General features: G+C 71.0%; 6 protein-coding genes (1 of these 6 cut by a window edge). 5 read left to right on the forward strand and 1 reads right to left on the reverse strand.

The genetic code is table 11. From position 1 onward, the window contains the following. The 5 genes from JO379_RS34320 to JO379_RS31080 form a co-directional block, all read left to right on the forward strand. Positions 1–11,462, forward strand: the 3' end of a protein-coding gene (locus JO379_RS34320; RefSeq protein ID WP_209518061.1) for a type I polyketide synthase. It extends 20,866 nt beyond the left edge of the window; 11,462 of the gene's 32,328 nt are visible here — the last part of the coding sequence; its start codon lies off the left edge, out of view; its stop codon occupies positions 11,460–11,462. 274 nt (positions 11,463–11,736) lie between these two features. After that, the gene (locus JO379_RS31065) at positions 11,737–12,804 is read left to right on the forward strand and encodes a glucose-1-phosphate thymidylyltransferase (protein WP_130880348.1); all 1,068 of its coding nucleotides are present in this window, start codon (positions 11,737–11,739) and stop codon (positions 12,802–12,804) included. Beyond that, the gene (gene rfbB / locus JO379_RS31070; RefSeq protein ID WP_209518063.1) at positions 12,801–13,781 is read left to right on the forward strand and encodes a dTDP-glucose 4,6-dehydratase; all 981 of its coding nucleotides are present in this window, start codon (positions 12,801–12,803) and stop codon (positions 13,779–13,781) included. Before JO379_RS31065 ends, rfbB begins: the two co-directional genes overlap by 4 nt. Further along, complete coding sequence (locus JO379_RS31075) at positions 13,778–14,971, forward strand: nucleotide disphospho-sugar-binding domain-containing protein (protein ID WP_307842193.1); 1,194 nt, start codon at positions 13,778–13,780, stop codon at positions 14,969–14,971. The genes rfbB and JO379_RS31075 overlap by 4 nt, the downstream gene beginning before the upstream one ends. 93 nt (positions 14,972–15,064) lie before the next feature. After that, positions 15,065–15,859 (forward strand): FkbM family methyltransferase, encoded by a 795-nt coding sequence (locus tag JO379_RS31080; RefSeq protein WP_130880350.1) that lies wholly within the window; start codon positions 15,065–15,067, stop codon positions 15,857–15,859. A 2-nt stretch (positions 15,860–15,861) separates the two neighbouring features. Here JO379_RS31080 and JO379_RS31085 read toward each other — a convergent pair whose 3' ends face one another. After that, positions 15,862–16,626: an NAD-dependent epimerase/dehydratase family protein gene (locus tag JO379_RS31085; protein ID WP_209518065.1), complete on the reverse strand. Its 765-nt coding sequence runs from the start codon at positions 16,624–16,626 to the stop codon at positions 15,862–15,864. Positions 16,627–16,679 lie beyond the last annotated feature (53 nt).

Genomic DNA, 16,679 nt, shown 5'->3' on the forward strand with positions numbered 1-16,679 from the left:
AGGCCGTGGTGGCCGCGTGTGACATCGCCGACCGTGATGGTGTGGCCGAGCTCCTGGCTCAGCACCCGATCACTGCCGTGGTGCACGCGGCGGGTGTGCTCGACGACGGTGTGATCGCTTCCCTGACGCCCGAGCGCGTCGACGCGGTGCTGCGGCCGAAGGTGGACGCGGCATGGAATCTGCACGAGCTGACCCGCGGCCTGGACTTGAGTGCCTTCGTGGTGTTCTCCTCGGTCGCCGGTACGTTCGGCGGCGCGGGTCAGGGCAACTACGCGGCCGGTAATGCCTTCCTCGACGCGCTCGTACAGCGGCGCCGCCAGGAAGGCCTGCCGGGCATCTCTCTGGTGTGGGGCCCGTGGGACCAGTCCGGTGGCATGACCGGCACGCTCACCGAAGCCGACCTCCAGCGCATGGCCCGTGCGGGTATGCCCGCGCTGTCGGCCGAGCAGGGCATGGCGCTGTTCGACAACGCACTGGCGTCCGACGAGCCCGTCGTCCTGCCGGTACGGCTCGACCTGCCGGTGCTGCGCACCCTGGGCGAGGTGCCGTCCCTGCTGCGCGGTCTGGTGCGGGTGCGTTCCCGCCGGGCCGCGGTGACGGGATCGAGCGCCGCCGCGGGTCTCGTGCAGCGGCTGGGCCGACTCGACGAAGCCGACCGGCGTGAGGTGCTGCTGGACCTGGTCCGGAGCCAAGTGGCCCTGGTGCTGGGGCATGCCGGCGGCGACGAGATCGATCCGGCACGGGCGTTCCGCGCCCTCGGCTTCGACTCGCTCACGGCGGTGGAGCTGCGGAACCGCCTGGGCACGGTCTCCGGTCTGCGGCTGCCGGCGACGCTGGTGTTCGACTACCCGACACCGGACGTGCTGGCGGACTACCTGCTGGACGAGCTGTTCGGCGCCGCGGCCGAGTCTTCGGTGCCCGTGCGGGCGCTGCCGCCGGTGGCCGACGACCCGGTGGTCATCGTCGGTATGGCGTGCCGCTACCCCGGTGGGGTGAGCTCGCCCGAGGACCTCTGGCGGCTCGTCTCCGAAGGTGCCGACGCGGTGTCCGGCTTCCCGGTCAACCGTGGCTGGGACGTCGACGGTCTGTACAACCCGGACCCGGATCACCAGGGGACCGCGTACACCCGTTCCGGTGGTTTCCTGCATGACGCGGGTGGGTTCGACCCGGAGTTCTTCGGGATGAGCCCGCGTGAGGCTCTCGCCACCGACTCGCAGCAGCGTCTGTTGCTGGAGGCGTCGTGGGAGGCGTTCGAGCGGGCCGGTATCGATCCGGCGTCGCTGCGCGGCAGCCAGACCGGTGTCTTCGCCGGCCTCATGTACAACGACTACAACGTCGTTCTCGGTGGGGACGAGTTCGAGGGCTTCAAGGGCAGCGGCACCTCACCGAGCGTGGCCTCGGGCCGCGTGTCGTACACGCTGGGCCTGGAGGGCCCGGCGGTGACCGTCGACACGGCGTGCTCGTCGTCGCTCGTCGCGATGCACTGGGCGATGCAGGCCCTGCGTAGCGGTGAGTGCTCGTTGGCGCTGGCCGGTGGTGTGACGGTCATGTCGACGCCGTCGGTGTTCGTGGAGTTCTCGCGACAGCGCGGCCTCTCGGCGGACGGCCGGTGCAAGGCGTTCTCGGACTCGGCCGACGGTGTGGGCTGGTCGGAGGGTGTCGGCATGCTGGTGCTGGAGCGTCTCTCCGACGCCCGGCGCAACGGCCACCAGGTCCTCGCGGTCGTCCGCGGCAGCGCGGTCAACCAGGACGGTGCTTCGAACGGTCTGACGGCTCCGAACGGTCCGTCGCAGCAGCGGGTGATCCGCCAGGCGCTGGCGAGCGGCGGTCTGTCCCCTGAGGACGTGGACGCGGTGGAGGCGCACGGTACGGGTACGACGCTGGGTGACCCGATCGAGGCGCAGGCACTGCTGGCGACCTATGGCCGGGACCGTGACGAGGAGCGTCCGCTGCTGCTCGGTTCGGTGAAGTCCAACATCGGTCACACACAGGCCGCGGCCGGCGTGGCCGGTGTCATCAAGATGGTCATGGCCATGCGGCAGGGTGTCCTGCCGCAGACCCTGCACGTCGACACCCCGTCCTCGCACGTGGACTGGGAGGCGGGCGCGGTCGAGCTGCTGACGGAGAACACGGCGTGGCCGGAGTCCGGCCGGGTGCGGCGGGCCGGTGTCTCGTCGTTCGGCATCAGCGGCACCAACGCGCACGTCGTCCTGGAGCAGGCCCCCGCGGCGGACGCCCCTCAGGCGGGGCCGGACGAGTCGCCGATGCCGGAGTCCGGCGTGGTGCCGTGGGTCCTGTCGGGACGGACGGCCGAGGCGCTGCGGGCACAGGCCGATCGCTTGCTGTCGGCTGTGCGGGACGGCGGGATCCGGTCCGTTGACGTCGGGTTCTCGCTGGCCACCAGCCGCTCGGTGTTCGAGCACCGGGCTGTTGTGCTCGCCGACGACCACGAGCGGGCCGTACGCGGTCTGGCGGCCCTGTCGGCCGGCGCACCGGACCCCGCGGTGCTGGAGGGTTCGCCCACCGGCGGGAAGACGGCACTGCTGTTCTCGGGTCAGGGTGCGCAGCGGCTGGGGATGGGCCGGGAGCTGTACGAGCGTTTCCCGGTGTTTGCGGAGGCGCTGGATGTGGTGCTGGCGGAGCTGGAGCCGCTGGTGGAGGGCTCGCTGCGTGAGGTGATGTGGGGTGACGATGCCGCTCTGCTGAACGAGACGAGTCGGACGCAGCCCGCGTTGTTCGCGGTCGAGGTGGCGTTGTTCCGTCTGGTGCGTTCGTGGGGTGTGAAGCCGGACTTCCTGGCGGGTCACTCCATTGGTGAGGTGGCTGCTGCCCATGTGGCGGGTGTGCTGTCGCTGTCGGACGCGTGCCGTCTCGTCTCTGCTCGAGGCCGTTTGATGCAGGCGCTGCCTGAGGGCGGTGCGATGGTCGCTGTGCAGGTGACCGAGGAGGAGGTGCTGCCGTTCCTCACTGACGAGGTGTCGGTCGCGGCGGTCAACGGTCCGTCGTCGGTGGTCGTCTCGGGTGCCGAGGACGCGGTGCTGGAGCTCGCGGGTCGTCTTTCTGCCGAGGGTCGTAAGACGTCGCGGTTGTCGGTGTCGCATGCGTTCCACTCGGCGCTGATGGAGCCGATGCTGGAGGACTTCCGCGCGGTGGTCGAGGGCTTGGCCTTCGCTGAGCCGTCGGTGCCGGTGGTCTCGAACCTCAGCGGGCAGGTGGCTACCCCCGAGGAGCTGTGCTCGCCCGAGTACTGGGTGCGCCACGTCCGTGAAGCGGTCCGCTTCGCCGACGGGATACGGACCTTGGCGGCCGAGGGCGTCGGAACGTTCCTGGAGCTGGGGCCGGACGGTGTGCTGTCCGCCATGGCCCAGGCCTCGGTGCCGGACGGCACGGTCACGGTTCCGGTCCTGCGCAAGGACCGGCCCGAAGAGCTCGCGGCCATGACGGCACTCGCACGCATCCACGTGACCGGGACCCCGGTGAGCTGGGAGACCGTGTTCGAGGGCGCCCGGCGGGTGGATCTGCCCACGTACGCTTTCCAGCGTCAGTGGTTCTGGCCGGCGGGTGCGCTGAATGCCCCGGGTGATATGCGTGCGGCCGGTCTGGGGTCTGCCGGGCATCCGTTGTTGGGTGCGGCGGTGGAACTGGCCGGTGGTGAGGGCGTGTTGTTCACCGGTCGGCTGTCGGTGCAGTCGCATCCGTGGCTGGCGGATCATGTGGTGATGGGCAGGGTTCTGCTGCCCGGTACCGCGTTGGTGGAACTGGCGATCCGTGCCGGTGACGAGGTCGGCTGCGACCGGATCGACGAGCTGACCCTCGCCGCACCGCTGGTGCTGCCCGAGCGGGGCGCCGTACAGGTGCAGGTCCGCGTGGGTGTCGCCGACGAAGCCGGTCGGCGCGCGGTCACGGTCCATTCCCGCCCCGACGGCGGCGAGGAACTGCCCTGGTCGCAGCACGCGATGGGTGCGCTGGTCCCGGGAACGGACCCGGCAGACACCGGCTTCGACGCCGCTGTGTGGCCCCCGGCCGGGGCCGAGCCGGTGGACCTGGCCGGCTTCTACGAGGCACGGGCCGAGGACGGATTCGTGTACGGGCCGGAGTTCCAGGGGCTGCGGGCGGCGTGGCGGCGTGACGGCGAGGTGTTCGCCGAGGTGGCGTTGCCGGCAGCGGACGGCCGGGAGGCCGACGGGTTCGGCCTGCACCCCGCCCTGCTCGATGCCGCGCTGCACGCCTCGGTGTTCACCGGCTTCGATTCCGATGAGCGTGGTGGCCTGCCGTTCTCGTGGGAAGGTGTCTCGCTCCACGCGTCCGGTGCCTCCGCCGTACGGGTGCGGTTGACCCGGGCCGGTGCGAGCGCGGTGTCCATCGCGATCGCCGACGCTGTGGGTGCTCCGGTCGCGTCGGTGGATTCGCTGCTGGTCCGTGCTGTGTCGCCCGAGCAGTTGGGCGGCCCGGAGATGCCGGTCGGGGACGCGATGTTCCGGGTGGACTGGTCGCCGGTGCGGGGAGCCGCTTCGCCGGGCGCCGAGTCGGTGGCCCTGGTGGGCCCGGATGTGTTCGGGCTGGCTGACGTCCTGCCGGACATGGCTCTGCACGCGGACCTGGCGTCGGTGGCTGCCGCCACGGCTCTGCCGGGTGTGGTCCTGGTCCCCGTTGCCGGCCATGACACGGTCGAATCCGTGCACGGCCTGGTGGCCCGGACGTTGGGTCAGTTGCAGGGGTGGCTGGAGGAGGAGCGGTTCGCGAGCTCGCGTCTGGTGTTCGTGACGCGTGGCGCGGTGAGCGGCGCTGATCTGGCTGCTGCTTCGGTGTGGGGTCTGGTGCGTTCGGCGCAGTCGGAGAACCCCGGTTGCTTCGGTCTGCTGGACCTCGGAACGGACGATGTGACGTCTCTGCCGCTGGCGGAGGCGTTGGCTACCGACGAGCCGCAGTTGGCCCTGCGTGAGGGCGAGCTCACGGCCGCGCGACTGGCCCGGGTGCCGGGCGAAGGTTCCGAGCCGGTGGTCTGGGACGCCGAGGGCCGGGTGCTCGTCACCGGTGGCACGGGCGGCCTGGGTGCGCTCGTGGCACGGCACTTGGCGGCCGAGCACGGTGTGCGGCACCTGCTGTTGGTGAGTCGCCGGGGACTGGGTGCCGATGGTGCCCAGGAGCTGGTCGCGGAGCTGGCGGAGCTGGGTGCCGAGGCTGTGGTGGCCGCGTGTGACATCGCCGACCGTGATGGTGTGGCCGAGCTCCTTGCTCAGCACCCGATCAGTGCCGTGGTGCACGCGGCAGGTGTCCTGGACGACGGTGTGATCGGCTCGCTCACTCCCGAGCGGGTGTCCGCGGTGCTGCGGCCGAAGGTGGACGCGGTGTGGAATCTGCACGAGCTGACCCGCGACCTGGACTTGGGTGCCTTCGTGGTGTTCTCGTCCGTCGCCGGTACGTTCGGCGGCGCGGGTCAGGGCAATTACGCGGCCGGTAATGCCTTCCTCGACGCGCTCGTGGAGCGGCGTCACGCAGAGGGCCTGGCCGGTGTGTCGCTGGTGTGGGGCCCGTGGGACCAGTCCGGTGGCATGACCGGCACCCTCGATGACGCCGATCTCCAGCGGCTGGCCCGCTCGGGTATGCCCGCGCTGTCGGTCGAACAGGGCCTGGCGCTGTTCGACGCGGCCCTGGCCGGTGCGGACCCCGTGGTGGTGCCGGTGCGGCTGGACCTGCCAGTGCTGCGTGCCTCGGGCGAGGTGCCGTCCTTGCTGCGCGGTCTGGTGCGGGTGCGTTCCCGCCGGGCCGCGGTGGCCGGTTCGAGCACGGCCGCGGGTCTGGTACAGCGACTGTCCGGACTGAGCGGCGAGGAGCGCCGTGAGGCGCTGCTGGACCTGGTCCGGAGCCAGGTGGCTCTCGTGCTGGGGCATGTCAGTGGCCATGAGATCGACCCGTCGCGGGCGTTCCGCGCCCTCGGCTTCGACTCGCTCACGGCGGTGGAGCTGCGGAACCGGTTGAACACCGTCACCGGACTCCGGCTGCCGGCCACGCTGGTCTTCGACTACCCGAGCGTCCAGGCCCTTGCGTCGTTCGTCGAAGACGAACTGCTGGGCTCGGACGCGGCAGTCGCCGTGCCGGCCCCGTCGCGCACGACGACGGGCGACGACCCCGTGGTGATCGTGGGGATGGCGTGCCGGTACCCGGGTGGGGTGAGCTCGCCGGAGGATCTGTGGCGGCTCGTCACCGAGGGCACGGACGCCGTGTCCGCTTTCCCGGTCAACCGTGGCTGGGACGTCGACGGTCTGTACAACCCGGACCCGGGGCATGCGGGTACGTCGTACACGCGTTCCGGTGGTTTCCTGCATGACGCGGGTGAGTTCGACCCGGAGTTCTTCGGGATGAGCCCGCGTGAGGCGCTCGCCACCGACTCGCAGCAGCGTCTGTTGCTGGAGGCGTCGTGGGAGGCGTTCGAGCGGGCCGGTATCGATCCGGCGTCGCTGCGCGGCAGCCAGACCGGTGTCTTCGCCGGTGTGATGTACAGCGACTACGGCAGCACGCTGAGCGGCAAGGAGTTCGAGGGCCACCAGGGCCAGGGCAGTGCGGGCAGTGTGGCCTCCGGCCGCGTCTCGTACACCTTCGGGCTGGAGGGCCCGGCGGTGACGGTCGACACCGCGTGCTCGTCGTCGCTGGTGTCCCTCCACCTCGCCGCGCAGGCCCTGCGCAGTGGCGAGTGCTCGTTGGCGCTGGCGGGCGGTGTGACGGTCATGTCGACGCCGTCGGTGTTCGTGGAGTTCTCGCGTCAGCGCGGCCTGTCGGCGGACGGCCGGTGCAAGGCGTTCTCGGACTCGGCCGATGGTGTGGGCTGGTCGGAGGGTGTCGGCATGCTGGTGCTGGAGCGTCTCTCCGACGCCCGGCGCAACGGCCATCAGGTCCTCGCGGTCGTCCGCGGCAGCGCGGTCAACCAGGACGGTGCTTCGAACGGTCTGACGGCTCCGAACGGTCCGTCGCAGCAGCGGGTGATCCGCCAGGCGCTGGCGAGCGGCGGTCTGTCCCCTGAGGACGTGGACGCGGTGGAGGCGCACGGTACGGGTACGACGCTGGGTGACCCGATCGAGGCGCAGGCACTGCTGGCGACCTATGGCCGGGACCGTGACGGGGAGCGTCCGCTGCTGCTCGGTTCGGTGAAGTCCAACATCGGTCACACGCAGGCCGCGGCCGGTGTTGCCGGTGTCATCAAGATGGTCATGGCCATGCGGGAGGGCGTCCTCCCGCAGACCCTCCACGTGACGGAACCTTCCTCGCACGTGGACTGGGAGGCCGGCGCGGTGGAGCTGCTCCGGGAGAACACGGCCTGGCCGCAGACCGGTCACGCACGCCGCGCGGGCATCTCGTCCTTCGGTATCAGCGGCACCAACGCGCACGTCATCGTCGAGCAGGCCCCCTCGGTGAAGGAGCCGAGCCGGGAGCCGGTGGTTTCGCCGGGCGTGGTGCCGTGGCTGGTGTCGGCCAAGTCCGAGGCTGCGCTCGACGCCCAGGTGGACCGGCTGCGGTCCTTCGTGGCGCAGGACACGGCGGCGACTTCGGTCGACGTCGGGTTCTCGCTGGTGACCGGCCGTTCGGTGTTCGAGCACCGCGCGGTGCTGCTGGCCACCGGCGACCAGGTGATCGAGGCGGCCCGGGGCACGGCGGCCGGTGCGGGTTCGCCGGCGGTGCTGTTCTCCGGGCAGGGCAGCCAGCGGATCGGAATGGGGCGTGAGCTGTACGCCCGGTTCCCGGTCTTCGCGGACGCCCTGGACAAGGTCCTGTCGGTGCTCGACGAGCACCTGGACCGGCCCCTGCGGGACGTGATGTGGGGTGACGACCCCGACGAGCTGAACCGGACCGCCTGCACGCAGCCCGCGTTGTTCGCGGTGGAGGTGGCGCTGTTCCGGCTGGTGGAGTCCCTCGGGATCACCCCGGACTTCGTGGCCGGTCACTCCATCGGTGAGATCGCCGCGGCGCATGTCGCGGGGGTGTTCTCGCTGGAGGACGCCGGCCGACTGGTCGCGGCACGTGCCGGTTTGATGCAGGCGCTGCCTGAGGGCGGTGCGATGGTGGCCGTGCAGGCGACCGAGGCGGAGGTGCTGCCGCTGCTGACCGACGAGGTGTCGGTCGCGGCGGTCAACGGCCCGTCGTCGGTGGTCGTCTCCGGCGCCGAGGACGCCGTCCTGGAGCTCGCGGCCAAGCTTGCGGCCGAGGGCCGCAAGACGCATCGCCTGCCGGTGTCGCACGCCTTCCACTCGCCGTTGATGGAGCCGATGCTGGAGGGCTTCCGCGCGGTGGTGAGCGGTCTGTCGTTCAGTGCTCCCTCGGTACCGGTGGTGTCCAACCTCACCGGGCGGCTCGCCACCTCCGAGGAGCTGTGCTCGCCCGAGTACTGGGTGCGCCACGTCCGTGAAGCGGTCCGCTTCGCCGACGGGATACGGACCTTGGCGGCCGAGGGCGTCGGAACGTTCTTGGAGCTGGGTCCGGACGGTGTGCTGTCCGCGATGGCCGCCGAGTCGGTGGCCGAGGAGACCGTGACGGTTCCCCTTCTGCGCAAGGACCGTCCGGAGGAGACCGCGGCAGTCACCGCCCTGGCCTGGCTGCACGTGCAAGGCGTCCCCGTCGACTGGGAGGCGTTCTTCGCCGGGACCGGCGCCGAGCGGGTGGACCTGCCCACCTACGCCTTCCAGCACCAGTGGTTCTGGCCGGCGGGTGCGCTGAGCACCCCGGGTGATATGCGTGCGGTCGGTCTGGGGTCTGCCGGGCATCCGTTGTTGGGTGCGGCGGTGGAACTGGCCGGTGGTGAGGGTGTGTTGTTCACCGGTCGGCTGTCGGTGCAGTCGCATCCGTGGCTGGCGGATCATGTGGTGATGGGCAGGGTTCTGTTGCCTGGTACCGCTTTGGTAGAATTGGCGATCCGTGCCGGTGACGAGGTCGGCTGCGACCGGATCGACGAGCTGACCCTCGCCGCACCGCTGGTCCTGCCCGAGCAGGGTGGCGTCCAGCTGCAGGTCCGCGTGGGTGTCGCCGACGAAGCCGGTCGGCGCGCGGTCACGGTCCATTCCCGCCCCGACGGCGGCGAGGAACTGCCCTGGTCGCAGCACGCGATGGGTGCGCTGGTCCCGGGAACGGACCCGGCAGACACCGGCTTCGACGCCGCTGTGTGGCCCCCGGCCGGGGCCGAGCCGGTGGACCTGGCCGGCTTCTACGAGGCACGGGCCGAGGACGGATTCGTGTACGGGCCGGAGTTCCAGGGGCTGCGGGCGGCGTGGCGGCGTGACGGCGAGGTGTTCGCCGAGGTGGCGTTGCCGGCAGCGGACGGCCGGGAGGCCGACGGGTTCGGCCTGCACCCCGCCCTGCTCGATGCCGCGCTGCACGCCTCGGTGTTCACCGGCTTCGATTCCGATGAGCGTGGTGGCCTGCCGTTCTCGTGGGAAGGTGTCTCGCTCCACGCGTCCGGTGCCTCCGCCGTACGGGTGCGGTTGACCCGGGCCGGTGCGAGCGCGGTGTCCATCGCGCTCGCCGACACCTCGGGCGCCCCCGTCGCCTCGGTGGATTCGCTGCTGGTCCGCACCGTGACGCCCGAACAGCTGAACGGCCCCGAAAAGCCGGTCGATGACTCGGTGTTCCGGGTGGACTGGACGCCGGTGCGGACGGTCGAGCCGACCGGAACGGACACGGTGGCGCTGGTCGGCCCGGACACGTTCGGTCTGGCCCAGGCCCTGCCGGGCATGGTCCTGCACCCGGACCTGGAGTCCTTGAAGGCTTCCGGCCTGGCGCTGCCGGATGTGGTCCTGATCCCCGTGGCCGGTGTGGCCGGCGCCGACACGGCCGGCTCCGTGCACGATCTGGTGGCCCGGACGTTGGGTCAGTTGCAGGGGTGGTTGGAGGAGGAGCGGTTCGCCGGTTCGCGTCTGGTGTTCGTGACGCGTGGCGCGGTGGACGGTGCTGATCTGGCTGCTGCTTCGGTGTGGGGTCTGGTGCGTTCGGCGCAGTCGGAGAACCCCGGTTGCTTCGGTCTGCTGGACCTCGGCGCGGAGGACGTGACGTCTCTGCCGCTGGCGGAGGCGTTGGCTTCCGACGAGCCGCAGTTGGCCCTGCGTGAGGGCGAGCTCACGGCCGCGCGACTGGCCCGGGTGCCGGGCGAAGGTTCCGAGCCGGTGGTCTGGGACGCCGAGGGCCGGGTGCTCGTCACCGGTGGCACGGGTGGCCTGGGTGCGCTCGTGGCACGGCACTTGGTGGCCGAGCATGGCGTGCGGCACCTGCTGTTGGTGAGTCGCCGGGGACTGGGTGCCGATGGTGCCCAGGAGCTGGTCGCGGAGCTGGCGGAGCTGGGTGCCGAGGCTGTGGTGGCCGCGTGTGACATCGCCGACCGTGATGGTGTGGCCGAGCTCCTTGCTCAGCACCCGATCAGTGCCGTGGTGCACGCGGCAGGTGTCCTGGACGACGGTGTGATCGGCTCGCTCACTCCCGAGCGGGTGTCCGCGGTGCTGCGGCCGAAGGTGGACGCGGTGTGGAATCTGCACGAGCTGACCCGCGACCTGGACTTGGGTGCCTTCGTGGTGTTCTCGTCCGTCGCCGGTACGTTCGGCGGCGCGGGTCAGGGCAACTACGCGGCCGGTAATGCCTTCCTCGACGCGCTCGTGGAGCGGCGTCACGCAGAGGGCCTGGCCGGTGTGTCGCTGGTGTGGGGCCCGTGGGACCAGTCCGGTGGCATGACCGGCACCCTCGATGACGCCGATCTCCAGCGGCTGGCCCGCTCGGGTATGCCCGCGCTGTCGGCCGAGCAGGGCCTGGCGCTGTTCGACGCGGCCCTGGCCGGTGCGGACCCCGTGGTGGTGCCGGTACGGCTCGACCTTCCGGCGCTGCGCACCCTGGGGGAGACGCCGGCGCTGCTGCGCGGGCTGATCCACACCCCCTCTCGCCGGACCGTGACGGCCGTGTCCAACGCCGCCGAGGGCCTGGCACAGCGGCTGGGCGGGCTGAGCGACGACGAACGCCGCGACGTCCTCCTGGACCTGGTCCGCGACCAGGCCGCGGCGGTCCTCGGACACGCGGACGGGCAGGCGATCGCCGCCACCCGGCAATTCCAGGATCTGGGCTTCGACTCGCTCACGTCCGTGGAGTTCCGCAACCGCATGAACAGGGCCACGGCGCTGCGGCTGCCTGCCACGCTGCTGTTCGACTACCCGACCCCCGCCGAGCTCGTGGGCCATCTCCACACCCGGCTCGCGGCGGAAGGGGACGCCGGACCGGGGACGGTCCTCGGCGCGCTCGACACGCTGGAGAAGGCGATCGCGGAGCTGGACGTCGATGCGCAGGTCCACCAGCAGGTGTCCGGTCGCCTCGAGGTGCTCCGGGCCAAGTGGGAGGCCCTGCGCGGCGAAGCACGGGCCGAGGAGGAGGAGTTCGACATCGACTCGGCCTCGGACGACGAGGTGTTCGCGCTGCTCGACGACGAGCTCGGCCTGTCCTGACGTCCCGTCGGTCCCGCTGCCGGCCACCGTGATCCGGTGGCCGGCCCGCCCGGCCGGGGATGTCCCCGGCCGGGCGGCCGTATGCGGATCCGTGACCGAAGGGCGCGGAAACTAGCAATTTTCCCACTCCCGATCCTCTGAAATGGGGTGGCCGTCGCGCTGATGTGACCCGGTGGCACGAGACATCGAAGGAAGGGACGACCCGAGGTGTTCGGTGCGGTCGAAATGCGGTCAAGGCCTGAAGCCCTTCAGTATCGCGAGGAAAGGACCTTCCATGAAGGCTCTGGTGTTGTCGGGCGGGGCGGGAACCCGTCTGCGACCGTTCAGCTACTCCATGCCGAAACAACTCATACCGATCGCCAACAAGCCCGTTCTCGAGCATGTGCTGGAGACCATCCGTGAGCTGGGCGTCACTGACATCGGAGTGATCGTCGGTGACCGGGGGCCGCACATAGCGGCCGTCCTCGGCGACGGTTCCCGCTTCGGCGTGCGGCTGACCTTCATCGAACAGAAGGAACCGCTCGGCCTCGCCCACACCGTCTCGGTGGCCCGGCCGTTCCTCGGTGACGACGACTTCGTGATGTATCTCGGGGACAACATGCTTCCCGAGGGCATCACCGAACTCGCCGCGGAGTTCGCCGAGCACCGCCCCGCAGCCCAGGTCGTCGTCCGCAAGGTCGCGGACCCGCGTGCCTTCGGAGTGGCCGAACTCGGAGCGGACGGCGAGGTCGTCCGTCTCGTGGAGAAGCCCGCGGAACCGCGCAGCGACCTCGCGCTGATCGGCGTGTACTTCTTCACCCCCGCGATCCACGAGGCCGTGGACGCCATCGAACCGAGCCACCGGGGCGAGCTGGAGATCACCGACGCCGTCCAGTGGCTCGTGACCGCCGGCGCCGACGTACGCGCCCGTGAGTACCACGGGTACTGGAAGGACACCGGTCGCGTCGAGGACGTGCTGGAGTGCAACCGGAAGGTCCTCGACGGCATCGAGCATTCCATTGCCGGGGAGGTCGACGACGCCAGCGAACTGACCGGCCCCGTGATCGTCGAGGCCGGTGCCCGCGTCGTCCGTTCCCGGATCGAGGGCCCGGCGATCGTCGGCGCGGGCACCCTCGTGGAGGACAGCCGCGTCGGCCCGTACACGGCCCTCGGCCGTGACTGCGTGCTGCGCCACACCAGAATCGACTACTCCATCACCTTGGAAGGTGCCACGGTGACCCATGTACGCGGTCTGCACGGCTCATTGATCGGCCGTTCGGCCACCGTCGACGCCACCGAGGTGGGCGCGGACCGCCACCGCATCGTCGTCGGCTGCCACGCCCGCGTCGAGGTGGTGGCATGAGGCTCCTGGTCACCGGCGCGGCCGGCTTCATCGGCTCGACGTACGTCCGTACGCTCCTGGACGGCGGCTACCCCGGCTACGAGGACGCCCGCGTCACCGTCCTGGACAAGCTGACCTACGCGGGCAACCGCGACAACCTGCCCGCCACGCACCCCCGCATGACCTTCGTCCGCGGTGACATCAACGACCTGCCGCTCCTGCTCGATCTGCTGCCCGGGCACGACGCCGTGGTGCACTTCGCCGCCGAGTCGCACGTCGACCGCTCCCTGACGGCCGCCGCGGAATTCATCCGGACGAACGTCTGCGGCACCCAGAACCTCCTCGAAGCATGTCTGCGCAGCGGCGTCCAGCGCGTCGTGCACGTCTCCACCGACGAGGTGTACGGCTCCATCGCCGAGGGCTCCTGGACCGAGGAGTGGCCGCTGGAACCCAACACCCCCTACGCGGCCTCCAAGGCGGCCTCCGACCTGGTGGCACGCTCGTACTGGAAGACGCACGGCCTGGACCTGTCGATCACCCGCTGCTCCAACAACTACGGGCCGTACCAGCACCCCGAGAAGCTCATCCCGCTGTTCATCACCAATCTGCTGGAGGGCCGGACCGTCCCCCTCTACGGGGACGGCCACAACATCCGCGAGTGGCTGCACGTCGACGACCACTGCCGGGGCATCCAGCTCGTCCTCACCAGCGGGCGGTCCGGTGAGGTCTACAACATCGGCGGCGGCAACGAATACACCAACGTCGAGATCACCCGGCGGCTGCTGGAGCTGTGCGGCGCCGACGAGTCCATGGTCCGCCACGTCGCCGACCGCAAGGGACACGACCTGCGCTACTCCATCGCGGAGGACAAGATCCGGGACGAGCTGGGATACGTCCCGCTGACGCCCTTCGAGCGCGGTCTCGCCGACACGGTCGGCTGGTACCGGGACAACCCCGGCTGGTGGAAAGTGTCCAAGCCGCAGGAGGAAGCGAAGTGAGCACCGTGGACCGAGGAGCCCCCCTGCGGGTCCTGATCATCCCGAGCCCCGTCGTCACCCACCTCATGCCCCTGGTGCCGCTGGCCTGGGCGCTGCGCGCCGCGGGTCACGAGCTCCTCGTCGTCGGGCAGCCGGACGTGATGGGCGTCGCCCGGCAGGCCGGGCTGAACGCCGTGAGCATCGGCGACCGGTTCGGCATGGAGGACGTCTTCCACAGCATGCTGGTGCCCGGCAAGCGCCCCATCGAGCTGTGGGGCCGGCTCGACCCCGCGCACCTGGAGCACTTCCCCCCGGTCTGGAAGGACCACAGCGACCGCGTACTCCCCGCCTACCTGGAGCTCGCCCGCGCGTACCGCCCCGACCTGATCGTGGCCGACCCGATGGAGTTCAACTCCCTCGTGGTGGGCGGCCTGCTGGGCGTCCCGGTCCTGCACCACCGGTTCGGTGTCGACGCGGTGTCCGAGCCGGTGCGCGCGGCCGCGCGGATCGCGCTGCGGGACTCCTGCCGGGCCCTGGGCCTCGACGAGCTGCCCGACCCCGGTATCCAGCTCGACCCCTGCCCCCCGGACCTGCAACTGCCCGGACTCCTCCAGGCCCTCCCCATCCGCTACGTGCCCTTCAACGGCAGTGGCGAGGTGCCCTCCTGGCTCCGTGCCGAGCGGCCGTCGGCCCCGGGGAAGCGGCGTGTCGTGGTCTCCCTGGGCACCCGTACGCTCGCGCTCCACGGCGTGCCCTTCATGCGCGGCCTGTTGCGGGCCTTCGAGGGGTTGCGGGACGTGGAGGCCATCGCCACGGTCCCCGGGGCGTTCCGCGACGAGATCGGAGCCGTGCCGGGCAATGTGCGCATGACCGACCCGGTGCCGCTGCACCTGCTCGTGGAGACCTGCGACGCGGTCGTCCACCACGGGGGTTCGGGCACGGTCCTGACCACCGTGCACGCCGGGCTCCCGCACCTCGTACTGCCGCAGATGGCCGACCAGTTCGGGCACGCCGACCAGCTGGTCGCGACCGGGGCGGGCATCATGATCGACGACGCCGCGGGGCAGAACGACCCGGTGTGCCTGCGGGGCGCGCTGGAGGAGCTGCTGACGGATCCCGGCTACGCCAAGGGGGCGTGGGAACTGCGGGAAGCCATGCGGGAGATGCCCGCCCCCTCCGAGGTCGTGGCCGGGCTCGGGCGACTCCTCTGACCCCGTCCGCCCTCGATGCACGCCCGAACCACCCCCGTCACCCCGGGGTGCGGCCGGACGGCCGCACCCCCATCCTCACAAGGAGCCCCGTTGATGACCGAGCAGCCCGGCCGGCCCGGCCAGTCCGCCGTCGAGTGCGACCTCCCCGACGGCCGGTCCGTCCTGGGTATCCACCCCATGGAGACGGTCACGCTCTGGGGGGAGATCGCCGGGGATTCCCCGTACGCGCGCGCGTCCGCCGGGCTGGGCCCCGATGATGTGATCCTCGACATCGGCGCGCACATCGGCCTGGCCTCGATGCGCTTCGCCGAACAGGCCCCCGGTGCCCGGATTCTGTCGTTCGAACCCGCCCCCGTGACCTACGCCTGCCTGGCGGACAACGTCACCCGGCACGTCCCGACCGGCACCGCGTTCCCCCAGGCGGTGGGCGGCGAGGCGGGGACCGCGGAGCTCACCTTCCACCCCTTCAACTCCTCGACGTCGACCCTGCACGCCGACCCGGAGGACGACCTGCGCAACTTCACGGCGTTCGTCGACAACACCGAGGTGCCCGGGGACGCCCGGGAGCTGATGCTCAGCGCCTTCGGCGAGAAGCAGACGGTCACCGTCGACGTGACCACGGTGACCGCCGTGGTGAAGGAGCACGGCATCGAGCGGATCGGTCTGCTGAAGATCGACGTGGAGCGCGGTGAACTGGAGGTGCTGCGCGGCATCGACGCCGGGCTCTGGCCGCGGATCCAGCGCGTGCTCCTCGAAGTGCACGACATCGACGGCCGGCTCGGCAGGATCGTCGCCGAGCTGGCCGGCCTCGGCTTCGAGGTCACTGTGTCGCAGGCACCGGTCTTCGTCGGCGGCAGCGTGTTCAACCTGCTCGCGAAGCGTCCCTGACCTCAGAGCCGTGTCGTGACCGCGTCGCCCCGGAACTCCCAGCTGAACACGTCCAGGACGCGACGGTAGTAGTCCGGGCCGAAGCCCAGCCGGTCCACCTCGGGGACGAGGGCCCGCAGCTTGTCGATGGAGACGGTGTGATGACTGCCCGTCTCCCGGTACTCGCGGCGGGCCGTCAGGCCGAGGCTCCGCTCCAGGTGGTCGACGATCTGGTCGACCGGGACCGCGACACCGGAAGCGACGTTGACCGTCTCGGCCGTCAGGTCCAGCGCCAGCAGCCGGTCGATCACGGTCACCGTGTCGGTCACATCGATCAGATCGCGGGTGGCGGCACGGTGGACGTGGACCACACCGCCCCGCAACTGCCGTACCAGCGTGGGCAGTAGCTGGTGCGGTGGCTGGCCGGGGCCCACCAGATGGCTCAGGCGCAGAATCAGATGGTCGGCGCCCGTGGCGCGCAGCTGCTCCTCGAGGGCGAGTTTGTGCGCGCCGTAAGGGGAGCAGGGCGCCACGGGCCGGTCCTCCCGCCCGGGCCCCTCCGCCGCCCCGTACATCCCGGTCGCGGACGTCGAGAAGAACAGCAGCCGCCGCCCGTCGGCCTTGCAGCGCAGCGCGGTCTCCCGCACCAGCGCGGCCTCACGGGCGAAGTCGGCGTCGGAGGTCCCCGAGGCCCAGGAGACCCCGGCCGCGAGCGCCACGGTCCCCGGGTGGCGGTCGGCTATCGGTCGCAGACTCCCGGCGAGGAATCCGTTACCCACTATGTCCATGCGTCGAGTCCTGATCTTCGAGATGAGGGGGGTCGGCCGTGCCGGGCGTAGAA

Source organism: Streptomyces syringium, from assembly GCF_017876625.1.
GTDB lineage: Bacteria > Actinomycetota > Actinomycetes > Streptomycetales > Streptomycetaceae > Streptomyces > Streptomyces syringius.